The sequence below is a fragment of the Amphritea atlantica genome, from assembly GCF_024347255.1.
Classification (GTDB): domain Bacteria; phylum Pseudomonadota; class Gammaproteobacteria; order Pseudomonadales; family Balneatricaceae; genus Amphritea; species Amphritea atlantica.
This window is the reverse complement of record NZ_AP025284.1, coordinates 1,692,371-1,705,496: the sequence shown is the minus strand read 5'-3', so window position 1 is coordinate 1,705,496 and position 13,126 is coordinate 1,692,371. Positions and strand designations below refer to the sequence as shown.

Annotated in this window: 11 protein-coding genes; 5 read left to right on the top strand and 6 right to left on the bottom strand. The window is 50.9% G+C overall.

Going from position 1 to position 13,126, the window contains the following annotated elements; all coding sequences use genetic code 11:
• Positions 1-57 precede the first annotated feature (57 nt).
• Positions 58-1,074: a TRAP transporter substrate-binding protein gene (locus OCU43_RS07715; protein WP_091353070.1), complete on the bottom strand. Its 1,017-nt coding sequence runs from the start codon at positions 1,072-1,074 to the stop codon at positions 58-60.
• Positions 1,075-1,278: 204 nt separating this feature from the next.
• Between OCU43_RS07715 and OCU43_RS07710 the strand changes: the two genes are divergently transcribed.
• The 4 genes from OCU43_RS07710 (at position 1,279) to OCU43_RS07695 (ending at position 6,448) form a co-directional block, all read left to right on the top strand.
• On the top strand, positions 1,279-2,217 hold the full coding sequence (locus OCU43_RS07710) for a LysR family transcriptional regulator (protein ID WP_091353067.1): 939 nt from the start codon (positions 1,279-1,281) through the stop codon (positions 2,215-2,217).
• 181 nt (positions 2,218-2,398) lie between these two features.
• A complete protein-coding gene (locus OCU43_RS07705) occupies positions 2,399-3,682 on the top strand; it encodes an NAD(P)/FAD-dependent oxidoreductase (protein WP_091353064.1) in 1,284 nt (427 codons plus the stop codon).
• A gap of 184 nt (positions 3,683-3,866) precedes the next feature.
• On the top strand, positions 3,867-5,411 hold the full coding sequence (locus OCU43_RS07700; protein WP_091353061.1) for a Na+/H+ antiporter NhaC family protein: 1,545 nt from the start codon (positions 3,867-3,869) through the stop codon (positions 5,409-5,411).
• Positions 5,412-5,488: 77 nt separating this feature from the next.
• A complete protein-coding gene (locus tag OCU43_RS07695) occupies positions 5,489-6,448 on the top strand; it encodes a DMT family transporter (protein WP_091353059.1) in 960 nt (319 codons plus the stop codon).
• Between the two features lie 10 nt (positions 6,449-6,458).
• On the opposite strand, the gene OCU43_RS07690 is transcribed toward OCU43_RS07695, so the two are convergent.
• The 5 genes from OCU43_RS07690 to aptA form a co-directional block, all read right to left on the bottom strand.
• Positions 6,459-6,917, bottom strand: coding sequence for a DUF4231 domain-containing protein (locus OCU43_RS07690; RefSeq protein WP_091353056.1), 459 nt, complete (start codon positions 6,915-6,917; stop codon positions 6,459-6,461).
• Positions 6,918-7,148: 231 nt separating this feature from the next.
• Positions 7,149-7,631, bottom strand: a complete 483-nt coding sequence (locus OCU43_RS07685; RefSeq protein WP_091353054.1) for a Crp/Fnr family transcriptional regulator — start codon at positions 7,629-7,631, stop codon at positions 7,149-7,151.
• A gap of 239 nt (positions 7,632-7,870) precedes the next feature.
• Positions 7,871-8,824 carry a DNA ligase gene (locus tag OCU43_RS07680; protein ID WP_245756478.1) on the bottom strand — a complete coding sequence of 318 codons (954 nt, stop codon included), beginning with the start codon at positions 8,822-8,824 and terminating at the stop codon, positions 7,871-7,873.
• An 85-nt stretch (positions 8,825-8,909) separates the two neighbouring features.
• Positions 8,910-10,400 carry a CoA-acylating methylmalonate-semialdehyde dehydrogenase gene (locus OCU43_RS07675; protein WP_091353051.1) on the bottom strand — a complete coding sequence of 497 codons (1,491 nt, stop codon included), beginning with the start codon at positions 10,398-10,400 and terminating at the stop codon, positions 8,910-8,912.
• 75 nt (positions 10,401-10,475) lie between these two features.
• On the bottom strand, positions 10,476-11,813 hold the full coding sequence (aptA, locus tag OCU43_RS07670) for an omega-aminotransferase AptA (RefSeq protein ID WP_091353049.1): 1,338 nt from the start codon (positions 11,811-11,813) through the stop codon (positions 10,476-10,478).
• 103 nt (positions 11,814-11,916) lie between these two features.
• Here aptA and OCU43_RS07665 point away from each other — a divergent pair, with 103 nt between their 5' ends.
• Positions 11,917-12,855, top strand: a complete 939-nt coding sequence (locus OCU43_RS07665; protein WP_091353047.1) for a LysR family transcriptional regulator — start codon at positions 11,917-11,919, stop codon at positions 12,853-12,855.
• Positions 12,856-13,126 lie beyond the last annotated feature (271 nt).

Sequence of the window (13,126 nt, the reverse complement as noted above, 5' to 3'; positions counted from 1 at the left end):
AAGTACCTGCAACAAAAAAGGGGCACGACAGCACCCCTTTTTGCTAATTCAAAATGCTTACTTGCTGTTAGCGCGCAGGATATCGATCAGCTCTTTGCTGTACTTATCTGCAGCAGCATATTCGTCCCACAGGCCCGCACCGGCTTCTGCCCATGCTTTCTTATCAGCTTCACTTGGCTCAGGGCTCCACTTAAGACCTTTCGCTTCCATCTCAGCAACCGCTTCTGCTTCCCACTTCTTAGACAGGCGCAGTTGATCAGCAGCATGCATTTCCGTCGCTTTGCGAACAACCGCCTGCAGATCTTCAGGCAGTTTTTTCCAGGCAGCACGATTAACCACGATTGGCAGAACCTGAGCACCCGCCAGTGGCAGCTTGTACATGTACTTAGCTACTTCAACATGGTTACCATCGCGGTGATCGATCATGTTGCTACCGATAGAACCATCGATAACACCGGTTGCCAGAGAGGTGTAGATTTCGCTCCAGGACAGTGAAACAGGGGATGCACCCAGGTTACGCAGGAACTTACCGTAAGCACCCGGCGCACGGATCTTCAGACCTTTGAAGTCGGCAACAGAGTTGATAGGCTCTTTAGTCAGAACGTAGACAGGTGGCTGGATGTAAGGCTCGAGCCATACCAGCCCTTGTGATCCATAGGCTTTAGTCAGGACTTTATCCCAGCCTTTTTCATGGAACAGAGACTGCAGTTCAGCAGGATCATCGGTGCCACCCGGCAGACCGATCTCAACAACACCCGCAGGCAGTTCACCGGCGTGCATGGACTGGAAAGGAGCACCCATCGTTACCAGACCGGATTTAACCGCTCCCAGCAAACCACTGGTACCAACCCCTTCGCCCGAGTAGAGAACCTGAACCTTGATACGGCCATCAGACATGGTTTCAATGTTTTTAGCCAGACTCTCGTAAACTTCACCAAACGCGGTTCCGCGACCATACAGGTTGCTGAAACGCCAGTTGAAGTCTGCAGCTGAAACATTAGCAGCCAGCGTACTCAGACCCAGTGTCACAGCCAGTGCAGATGTGGATAGTTTTTTCTTAAGGTTTTTGATCATACTTCACCCAGTGATTGTTAGTTTTATATCGCGGAATAAACTCTCTATAGCCTTATCCTTACAAATTACAGGCATAGGATAAATTACAAAAATTCCACTCAAACGTTCACTAAACTTTACGTAAAGACCGTTATTAGGTATAAAAAAACGAACGGTTACAGATTCCTGTTCCCTTCTTAACAACCACCACACAGAGTAGCCGGAATGACGAAGTTTGCACTGGGTCAGCTGGGCGATATTGAAATAAAGCAGCTAAAAATATTCAAAGCCGTTGTTGAATGCGGCGGATTTTCGGCTGCCGAAACCGAGCTGAATATCAGCCGCCCCACGATCAGCAACCATATTGCGGCCCTCGAAGACCGCCTCAACATTAAACTATGCAAACGGGGACGAGCCGGTTTTTCCCTGACCCCTGAAGGCAAGGTGGTCTATGACCAGACTTCACAACTACTCAATCGTCTGGAGCAGTTTCGCAGCACTATCAACAATCTGGGTGACAGCCCTGCAGGAAAACTCAGAATTGCCCTGAGCGACACCTTCAGCACCGATGCCCGGTTCCGGCTGCCGGAGATCTTCCGCCATTTTTATCAGCAAGCCCCCGATGTAGAGCTTCAGGTGGAAGTTGATCATATGAAAGTGATGGAAAAGATGGTGCTCAATAATCAGCTGGATCTCGCCATGATCCCCTATCACCGGAAGTTTGAAGGGCTTAACTATATCCACCTGTTTACCGACGAAAACTACGTTTACTGCGGTAAAGAGCACCCGTTGTTTGATCTTCCGCCCGAGCAGATCACCGAGAAGGTTATCAATAGCTACAAATTGGTTCATGCCGGGCTCAAACCCCATGAAGAGATCTATCACCAGTTAGCTCAGATGAACCTGTCAGCCTCCTCCTATCACTACGAATCCCGGATAGCGATGTTGTTGTCGGGCTGTTATATCAGCTTCTTACCGGCTGAAGTGGCCCGCCCCTATGTCGAGCAGGGGCTGTTAAAACCTGTCGCGCAACCGATTAAACATTTTCGCCTCGGGGTTGCGGTTATCTCAAAAAAATCGGCCCAACCCAACCGGGCCAGGGATATGTTTCTGCACTCAATCAGAATGATTCACAAAGATGCGGAGAATGCCCCACCTTACTGATCATTGTGCTGTTCCTTTACGGTGCAGCACGCCAGTGACAGCCAATCTATCCCCTCATAGGTATATCTCCCCTTTACAGTAACTATTATCGTAGAGACATAATGAAAGCTGCGGACTTCAACGTTATGTCCCGGCACATAATCTGCAATACCCGGGTCGGGTCGTAATACAGGGTTTTTATATGGCTGTTCCATCTCACACCACGTCATACTATGCCGCTTCTGCCAACGATAAATCGTTTCGCGCACCATTAAATGACAATATCACCGCTGATGTTTGCGTTATCGGTGCCGGCTATACCGGCCTGTCTTCAGCACTACATCTGGCTGAACAGGGATTCAAAGTTGTCGTGCTGGAAGCCAGCCGCATCGGCTTTGGTGCTTCAGGCCGGAATGGCGGTCAGATTGTCCACAGCTACAGCCGTGATATCGACTTTATCGAAAAACATTACGGTAAACATACCGGCACCGAGATGGGCAAGATGGCCTTTGAAGGTGGTAAAATCATTCGCCGCTTTGTCGATCAGTACAACATAGATTGTGATCTGAAAGAGGGTGGAATCTTTGCCGCCTGCAACAACAAACAGTTGCATGAGATGGAGCAGAAAAAAGCACTCTGGGAAGCCCATGGGCATACCCAATTGGAGATGCTGTCTGAAAGCACCATTCAGAACCATGTCGGAACCACGCGCTATAAAGGCGGCCTGCTGGACAAAAGCGGGGGCCATTTTCACCCCCTCAACCTGGTGCTGGGCGAAGCGGCAGCACTGGAAAGTCTGGGCGGTGTTATCTACGAAGACTCTGCGGTTACCGGAGTTCAGGAGGGTGATAAAGCCGTTATCAATACCGCGAAAGGTTCCGTCAGCGCTGATTTCGTGATTGTGGCAGGCAATGCTTATCTCGGCGGACTGATTCCTAAACTGGAACAGAAAGCGATGCCCTGCGGCACTCAGGTGATTACCACCGCGCCTCTGAGTGAGGCTCAGCAGAAAGCGCTGTTACCACAGGATAACTGTGTCGAAGACTGTAACTATCTGCTGGATTACTTCCGTCTCTCTGGTGATGGCCGCCTGATCTATGGTGGCGGCGTCACCTATGGTGCCCGCGAGCCGGATAAAATTGAATCGCTGATCGTCCCGAATATGCTGAAAACCTTCCCTCAACTGAAAGGCGTGAAGGTTGATTATGCCTGGACCGGTAACTTTCTGCTGACACTGATGCGACTGCCCCAGTTCGGTCGTATCGGCAATAATATTTACTACGCTCAGGGCTACAGTGGCCACGGTGTGACCAGTTCACACCTGGCGGGCAAAGTACTCTGCGATGCGATTCAGGGACAGGCCGAGCGCTTTGATGTGTTTGCAGGTTTACCACAATACCCCTTCCCCGGCGGGCGTACCTTCCGCATCCCATACACTGCGATGGGAGCCTGGTATTACACCCTGCGCGACAAGCTGGGCATCTGATAAACACAACGCTGCCCGCGTGTACTGACACAGGTAATGACCCGGTCCGGTATTTTTCAGCCCGGACCCATTTAATCGCTCACCCGGGTCAGCATTCCTTCGAAATTAAAGTGTTTTTTCATGCCCGCAACCGGGATGAAGAAACACTGTTTATAACAACCTATAACGATAATAAAGGTGCGATATGAGTACTGAGATCGCTCAGACCGAAAGCCTTAGCAACACTGTAAAAATAAGCAACACTGTAAACATAAGTAACACCGCCAGCATAAGCGGCGATACCACTAACAGTCCGCAAAAATGGCTTATATTCTATGGCGCGATTATGGCATTTTTTGCCTACCTTTCGACCCAGCATGTCGAAGGCGAGTCCTATGGTTTTTACAGCCTGCTCCCCGCACTGCTTATTCTGTTTGTGGCGGTAATCACGAAAAAACCTCTGGAATCTATTTTTGCCGGTATTATTGCCGGCCTGTTACTACTTGACCCTACCAATGTTGTCAGCGGTCTTGGCGATCTCTCAATGTCCGTCGTCATGGATGAGACCATCGCCTGGATCGTACTGGTCTGCGGGATGATGGGCGGCCTGATCAATATGCTGGAACGCGGTGGCAGTGTTCTCAGTTTTGGCGAAATGCTGGCTAAACGGATTAAAACCAAACGCGGCACGATGCTCACCACCTGTGTACTGGGCATCATGGTATTTATCGATGACTATCTTAATTCTCTGGCAGTCTCTGCCTCGATGAAACCCCTTACCGATCGCTATAAAATCTCCCGTGAAAAGCTGGCGTTTCTGGTGGACTCGACAGCGGCACCGGTCTGTATCCTCGTGCCGGTTTCCACCTGGGCAGTGTATTTTGCGGCCCTGCTGGAGGAAAACGGCGCAGCCCCTGAGGGCAAGGGGATGTCTCTCTACATCGAATCGATCCCCTATATGGTGTATGGCTGGGCTGCCCTGCTGGTTGTTTTTCTGGTAGCTGCCGGCGTACTGGGCGATTTTGGTGAAATGAAGAAAGCGGAGTCCCGTGCTCAGGCGGGACAGCCCATCCCTGAAGGTATCCAGCAGGACGGATTCGATACTTCTTTAATGAAGCAGACCTCACCGGTTATCGGCCTGCTCAACTTTTTATTGCCGATGATAGTGCTGGTCGGGGCCAGCGTTTATTACGAGATAGACCTGCTGCTGGGTGCACTGGTTGCTTCGATGTTCACCATGGTGCTCTACTTCTGGCAACGCCTGCAGACTTTCAGCCAACTGGTCGATTCGATGCTGGATGGCTTTAAAGTCATGCTGCATCCGATCGCCGTGGTTTGTGCCGGTTTTATGGTTAAAGAGATTAACGATCAGTTAGGCATGACGCCCTATATTATCGACTCACTGACCCCTCTCCTGTCGAAAGAGATGTTACCGGCACTGGTATTCGCGTCTATGGCGGCCGTTGTGTTTGCCACCGGATCAAGCTGGGGAGTCTTTGTTGTTTCCCTGCCGATCGTGATACCGATGGCTATCAGCATGGATATGTCGATGCCATTAACCGTTGGCGCACTACTGTCTGCATCCGCATTTGGCAGCCATGCCTGCTTCTTCAGTGACTCTACCGTACTCTCCTCCCAGGGCTCCGGCTGTACACCTATGCAACATGCTCTGAGTCAGATCCCCTATGCGCTGATCGGGGCGGGCGTCGGTTTTATATCCCTGCTGGCACTGGGTTTCATCATGAGCTAACCGGTCTGCCGATTAGCGATACTGACCAGAAAATGGAGGCCCTGCCTCCATTTCCGGATGATAGAAAAGGACGACACATGCTTATCAGATCTTCCCGTACCGCCACACTTATGCTCCTGCTCGTCAGTTTCATCTGGGGTGCTGAATTCGTTCTGATCGATCTTGCGATAGAGGATATTCCTACCCACACTTTCAATGCGATCCGCTTCCTGCTGGCAGCTTTATCGTTAACCCCTCTGATTTGGTTCAAACGTCATCAGCTCAAAGGGATCCGATGGAAACCTCTTTTGAGTGCCAGTGCACTGTTGGGTTTTCTGCTGTTTACTGGCTTTTACACCCAGACGGAAGGGATGCACTACACCTCGGTCTCAAATGCCGGGTTTATCACCGGGCTGAATGTTCCGCTGGTTCCCCTGCTGGGTTTTTTACTGTTTCGCAAGCGGGCATCACTTGCCGTCTGGGCTGGGGTTATCATCGCCACCACGGGGCTCTATCTGTTAACGATGGGGGATAAACTACAGTTTAACCACGGCGACTTGCTGGTCCTGGTATGTGCATTTAGCTTTGCCGTACATATCCTTCTCACCGGACGCTTTGTGGACTCACTTCCGGTTGTACCGCTGAGTATTCTGCAACTGCTTTCGGTGGCGATCTACAGCACCATTGGTGCAGCAACCAGCGCGGATCCGGCATTTTATCATCCAGGCTCTCCCCCGCTGAACTGGCAGGATCTGGCCATCAATCCGACGGTTATCTGTGCTGCACTGATCGCCGGGATTATGGGTACCGGTTATGCCTACTGGGCGCAATCGGCCTGCCAACAGATCCTGGAGTCACACAAAGTAGCGCTGATCTTTGCCACTGAGCCGGTGATTGCCTATCTGTCAGCCTGGTTATTCCTGAACGAGAAGCTCGGAACACTGGGGATGATCGGCGCTGGCCTGATTATCGCCGCAATGCTGATATCAGAACTGGGAGATCGCAAACGCAAAGTAAAACTTGAACTTCTGGATCAGACCACAGCTGTGGCCGATTAACAGAACAGGACTATTCAGTTACGCTGGCGCCTGTATGGTTGCCCTGAACGATTCCCGAACTCCATTTCTCACCGGAATTGGTCAGGACTGTCTGAAACCGGTTAAAGAACGCATCCAGTTGCTCGGAATCCAGGGTATCGCTTTTAATCTGAAACATCAGTTCACGCCTCAGATCACACAGAGAGTAATAGATAGTACGTTCATGAATCCACAACTCATCAGCCTTACGCAACCCTTCCAGGGAAGCCAGAATACCTGCGATGCCGGAAAAAGCGAGAATAGCTATATTCAGCATCGGAGCGACCTCGGGCAGATAGAGGGCCAGACCAGACAGCACTGATAACACGGCGGTTAACCCAAAAGAACCATACCGCAGGCGCCTGTGCAGCAGCTTGTGCTCAGAAGAGTTACGCCTGAACATCTCAATTTTTTTATCCAGCTCATCAAGAACAAACTGTTGCTGATCCATAGAAACTCTCCTGCTCTGCCTATCGCCATACCGGGCCGGACAAGTTATCCCGGTTGGCGGCGGTTACCACTGATTGATAATAGTCCAGAGTCTATGAAGCTGCCTTTGCAACGACAAGCGTCGAGAGCACTCTTATAGAGAGCAGTTGAGAGAGCAACGCGAATAATAAGGCGGTTTTAATCAGGGGTTGCTATGAAAATCTGATGCCTGGTGAATAATGAAGGGTTCTGATCAGCTTTTAGCCACATACATCTCGTCCAGATGACTGATTTCACGGCTCATCTCCCGGGTAATATTGATCAGAAAGATCATAAACATCTCCGGATACTCTTCACACAACTGATGAAACAGTGCCGAACTGATCTCCAGCAGATAGCCCTCCTGCTCAACAATCGCGTCCCCCCGGCGCTGATGCAGTCCGATCATCCCCACAAAACCGATCTGTTCTCCCGCGACATAGAGACGCAACGGCACCCTCTCTCCATCGTTATCACGATCCTGATAAAAGCGCACTGAACCATTGAGAATTACATAAAACTTATCTGAGTTATCGCCGCGACAGAAAAGTTTATCGCCACTCTGAACAGCTAACAGAGATCCCTGTTGTAGTAAAAAATTCAGGCTTTCTTCGGACAGGGCGCCAAACATAGACAGATGCTGGCAGAATCCTTCGGGGAACTGCTGTTGGAGCTCATCGAACGATACAACGTTCATGGTTAATTTTCCGCAATGCAATATTAGACAACACAATTATAGAATGGAAAACGAAAATATAAGATACCCACAAGGGAATAGCGAGAAATTATCCCCCGTCAGTTCTGAAGACCCTGCCGGTAGGTTAGGCACCAACCCGACTTTTGAACACCACGGCTTTTCGGAGCGATTACCGGTTAACGCCTCGCCCGAGTGAACAGTTGATAGTGATGACTGTCGAGGCGGCCTCAGAGCTTACGCTATAACAGCCTGATCCGCATAAAACTGGCGAAACGCGGCACACCATTATTGTTGATCCCAGTGTACTTGTAAGTTACCAAACTACCGATTTCTGGCGGATTTTTTCGTTGCTGATCAGTAAAGCCACTGCCGAGTTTAAAGCGGACTCCGGTTGGCGTTTCAACCAGCAACGCCCCCAGCATGCCAGCATACTTCCCTTTACCCGGCTCATAACCTATTACTCTCGCTTCGGCATCTTGCCACAGTTTTAGCTTAAGCAAATTCGAGCTGCGTCCCTGTTTATATATTGCATCTTCATGATGCAACATCAGCCCTTCGCCTCCACTGGCAACGACCTGCTCCAAAAAAGCCATTAACTCAGTATCAGAGGCTAACCGCCTCTGATCGATTAGCTGAATCCAGTCCCGATCAATATCATTTACAATGCTTCTCAATTGAATCAGTCGATCACTAAAAGTCCCAGGAGACTGCGGCAGATCGAACAACATATATTTCACTTGTCTCCACTGTTGAGACCAGAGGGCAGGATTATCACCCGGAGAGCTTCTCACGAGTGCTGAAACTGCATCAAACTGCCCCCGTCCTATCCATAATTCACCATCCAGCGGCTGTTGGGGCAAATCAGCGATAAACCACTGCGGCGCGCTGACCGGATAACCCTGCCGGGTTAACAGCTGTTTCCCATCCCAGTAACCTCGCACCCCATCGAGTTTCTCACTTACCCAGTAAGCAGAGATATCAGAACCCGATTGATAGATTGTCGCCAGCTGCAGTTTTGGCTTATCGGCAAAACCAGGCGACACAACTAGAAAACTGACCACAACGATCAGGCTGCTAAATAAGATATGACAGTAACGGATAAACACCATTTCGCCCTCCCTGAGCAGATAAACAGGACTTCGTCCATGAAGCGTGTTGATAATTAACCCTAGCAGAAAATTTAATTGATGCATAAAAAAGCCGGCCCAGTATTAACTGGACCGGCAAAATCTCACGAACAAATGAAACCCAGATGTAAAACTGTGGCCCTATGGGGGATTAACTAGGGAAAGAGAAAGATACTCCTTCGCGAACACCGCTGGACGGCCAGCGCTGAGTAATCGTCTTACGCTTGGTGTAGAAACGTACCGCATCCGGACCATAGGCATGCAGATCTCCAAACAGTGAGCGTTTCCAGCCACCGAAACTGTGGTAAGACACTGGCACCGGCAGAGGTACGTTGATACCGACCATCCCCACCTGAATATTGTCTGAGAAGTAACGTGCCGCTTCACCATCACGGGTAAAGATACAGGTACCGTTACCATATTCGTGATCGTTGATCAGCTGCATCGCCTCTTCCATGGTATTAACACGCACAACCTGCAACACCGGGCCAAAGATCTCCTCTTTATAGCTCTGCATATCAGCCGTCACCGCATCGATCAGTGTGGCACCGACAAAGAAACCGCCATCGAAACCTTCAACGGAGGGATTGCGACCATCAACAACAACCTTCGCACCATCGGCTTCAGCGCTATCGATATAACCGTTCACTTTCAACTGATGCGCCTGGGTGATCACCGGACCAAAGTCGTTGTCAGGATTGCTGTAAGCGCCCACTTTCAGAGACTCCATCGCTATCCGCATCTTCGACACCAGTGCATCAGCGGCTGCATCACCCACCGCGACGGCGACAGACAATGCCATGCAACGCTCACCGGAAGAACCAAACGCCGCCCCCAACAGTTGGTTGACCGCGTTATCCATATCCGCATCCGGCATCACAATCGCGTGGTTCTTCGCCCCGCCCAGTGCCTGACAGCGCTTACCATTGGCATTCGCAGTGCTGTAGATATATTCCGCAATCGGTGTTGATCCGACAAAGCTGACCGCTTTAATCCGGCTATCGGTCAGTAAGACGTCTACCGCTTCTTTATCACCGTTAACCACGTTGATAACACCGTTTGGCAGACCCGCTTCCTGCAGCAACTGGGCGATAAACATGGTCGAGGATGGATCACGCTCAGACGGCTTCAGAACAAAGGTGTTACCGCAAACAATCGCCATGGGGTACATCCACAGGGGCACCATCGCCGGGAAGTTAAACGGGGTAATACCCGCCACCACACCCAGTGGCTGAAACTCACTCCAGGAATCAATACCGGGGCCAACATTGCGGCTGTGCTCGCCTTTCAGCAGTTCTGGCGCACCACAGGCGTACTCAACATTTTCAATCCCCCGTTGCAACTCACCGGCGGCATCATGGGCGATCTTGCCATGCTCTTCGCCGATCAACTGGCAGATCTTATCGGCATGCTCTTCCAGCAACGCTTTAAAACGGTACATCACCTGGGCACGCTTTGCCGGTGGGGTGTTACGCCAGGCAGGAAACGCCTGTTCCGCCGCGGCAATCGCCTCTTCAACCGTGGCTACCGATGCCAGCGCCACCTGTTTGCTCTCTTCACCGGTGGATGGGTTATATACGGGTTGTGTACGGACGGCATCACTGCGCATCTCACCGTTAATCAAATGGCCTACAACTGTCATAATAATATCTCTTTACTCTGTATTACTGCGCCAGTGACGCAGTAAAATCAATACAACTCGATCAAAAACGGGCACTTAGCTCAGCTCGTTGATCGACTCACCCAGCGCATTAATCAGGCTATCAATCTCTTCAACCTCAACGGTAAATGGCAGACCCAACTGGATGGTATCGCCACCGTAACGAACATAAAAACCTTTCTCCCAGCACTTCATCGCGATCTGATAGGGACGCAATGCAGGCTCACCCGGAGCGGCCTCAATGGTCAGACCTGCAGCCAGACCGTAGTTACGGATATCAGACACATACTTCGTACCCTTGAGACTGTGAACCATCTCCTGGAACTGAGGTGCAATCGACTTCGACCGCTCAATCAGCTTGTCATTGGCAAGGATATCCAGTGACGCCAGACCAGCAGCACAGGCGACCGGATGGGCTGAATAGGTATAACCGTGTGGCAGTTCCAGCATATAGTCGGGACCGCCCTCAGCCATAAAGGTATCGTAGATCTCCTGTTTAGCGATCACTGCGCCCATCGGAATGACACCGTTGGTCAGCTGCTTGGCAACCGTCATCAGATCCGGGGTCACACCAAACTCTTCTGCCCCCGTACTGGAGCCAACACGGCCAAATGCGGTAATAACCTCATCAAAGATCAGCAGGATATTGTGTTTATCACAGATCTCCCGCAGACGCTTGAGATAACCCACCGGCGGCGGAATCACCCCGGTAGAACCGGCCATCGGTTCAACAATCACTGCGGCAATATTCGACGCATCATGCACCATGATCTGCTGTTCCAGATCGTTTGCCAGGTGAGCACCGGTTTCAGGCATTCCCTGGGTAAACAGATTCTCTTCAAGCATGGTGTGGGGCAGATGGATCGCATCGATACCCTGACCGAAGATAGCCCGGTTAGGGCTGATACCACCGACGCTGATACCACCAAAGTTAACCCCGTGGTACCCCTTAGAACGGCCCACCAGACGGGTCTTACCGCCCTGACCTTTTTTACGCCAGTAAGCCCGGGCTATCTTCAGAGCAGTTTCAACGGATTCAGAGCCGGAACCGGTAAAAAACACCCGGTTAAGACCTTTCGGCATCAGCTGAGTAATCCGGTGTGCCAGCTCAAATGATTTGGGATGACCAAACTGAAACGCCGGAGAGTAGTCCAGCTCTTTCACCTGTTTACTCACCGCCTCGGTAATTTCGGGGCGACTGTGTCCGGCACCACAGGTCCACAGACCAGACAGACCATCAAAGATTTTCCGGCCGTCAGCAGCGGTATAGTAGTTACCCTCTGCCGCCACAATCAGTCGCGGGTCCTGCTTAAAGCTACGATTAGCGGTAAAAGGCATCCAGTGTGCATCAAGCTGCTCCTGGGTAAGGCCGCAACGCTTTGGATCATCAGTCATAGTGTTATTCTCGGGTTATTACATGTTGACTCTATTATCGCCAGGGATTAAGTTTATTAAATTCACAAATATTAATTCTAAGTTAACCAGACAATTACCTAATATGAGCCGAACAGAAAACCTGTTACCCCGTCAGTTGGGTGATGCCCATATACGTCTGCTAAGAATCTACAAAGCGGTCGTTGAAAGCGGTGGTTTCTCTGCCGCCGAGGTGGAACTGAATATCAGCCGCCCTGCTATCAGTCTGGCTATATCTGAGCTGGAAAGCCTGCTCAATATGCGTCTTTGTAACCGTGGCCGCGCCGGTTTCGCCCTCACAGAACAGGGCGAAGAGGTGTATGACGCTACCCTGCAATTACTGGGGGGGCTGGAAAACTTTCGCGCCCGGATCAATGCCATCAACACCGAACTGAAGGGTGAACTGAACATTGGTATCACCGACAATATGGTCACCGTGCCGCAGATGCGCATCACCCGCGCCCTGGCAGCGCTGAAAGCGCGAGGCCCCGAAGTGGTTATCAATATCCGCATGATTCCACCCAAGGATATCGAATCCGGGATATTAGACGGGCAGCTTCTGGTGGGCGTGGTATCAGAACAGCGCAGTCTGCCGGGCCTCAACTATTTCCCTCTCTATGACGAACAGTCGGTACTCTATTGCAGCAACGAACATCCGCTATTTGATCGCGACAACAGCGGCCTGAGTGATAGCGAACTGTCTCAATATGATGCAGTGCTGCCAGCCTTCCCACAGTCAGCGGAGATAAAGCAGCAACAAGCGCTGCTCAAAGCCAGTGCCAGCTCTACTGATCGTGAAGGGATCGCTTTCCTCATTCTCAGCGGCAGCTTTATCGGCTTTCTGCCCACCCATTACGCCAAACAGTGGCTCAGAGAGGGGCGGCTTAAAGCGATTCAACCGGAAAAACGCAGTTTTACCACCCACTATACCGCTATCACCCGCAAGGGCGCGCGCAACAACCTGATCCGGGATGCGTTTATGGAGGAGTTGGAAAAGCAGCCAAAAAGCAGCAGCCAGACGTGACTTCGCCGATAAGAGCAGTAGCTAGAACGTCGCTTCGCGACTTGCTCGACGCGGCTACGCCGCTTGCTAGAAAAAGATTAAAAACTTAAGGAACACCTGTGAACCGAATCGCTGTCTTTGTTGATGTGCAAAAAATCAGAAGTGGTTTAAACCGCCGAACAAACAGAGAACTTGCGTTTGTGGGGTGGGAGGCGCGCTGGTATGCCCTCTGGGTACCTCGCGGCGATTGGAATCTTGCAAACATAAGAACTTGCTTGCCTGATATAGATAT

Coding starts and splice junctions, on each gene's coding strand:
- OCU43_RS07715 (WP_091353070.1), bottom strand. CDS start 1,074: ATGATCAAAAACCTTAAGAAAAAACTATCCACATCTGCACTGGCTGTG.
- OCU43_RS07710 (WP_091353067.1), top strand. CDS start 1,279: ATGACGAAGTTTGCACTGGGTCAGCTGGGCGATATTGAAATAAAGCAG.
- OCU43_RS07705 (WP_091353064.1), top strand. CDS start 2,399: ATGGCTGTTCCATCTCACACCACGTCATACTATGCCGCTTCTGCCAAC.
- OCU43_RS07700 (WP_091353061.1), top strand. CDS start 3,867: ATGAGTACTGAGATCGCTCAGACCGAAAGCCTTAGCAACACTGTAAAA.
- OCU43_RS07695 (WP_091353059.1), top strand. CDS start 5,489: ATGCTTATCAGATCTTCCCGTACCGCCACACTTATGCTCCTGCTCGTC.
- OCU43_RS07690 (WP_091353056.1), bottom strand. CDS start 6,917: ATGGATCAGCAACAGTTTGTTCTTGATGAGCTGGATAAAAAAATTGAG.
- OCU43_RS07685 (WP_091353054.1), bottom strand. CDS start 7,631: ATGAACGTTGTATCGTTCGATGAGCTCCAACAGCAGTTCCCCGAAGGA.
- OCU43_RS07680 (WP_245756478.1), bottom strand. CDS start 8,824: ATGCATCAATTAAATTTTCTGCTAGGGTTAATTATCAACACGCTTCAT.
- OCU43_RS07675 (WP_091353051.1), bottom strand. CDS start 10,400: ATGACAGTTGTAGGCCATTTGATTAACGGTGAGATGCGCAGTGATGCC.
- aptA (WP_091353049.1), bottom strand. CDS start 11,813: ATGACTGATGATCCAAAGCGTTGCGGCCTTACCCAGGAGCAGCTTGAT.
- OCU43_RS07665 (WP_091353047.1), top strand. CDS start 11,917: ATGAGCCGAACAGAAAACCTGTTACCCCGTCAGTTGGGTGATGCCCAT.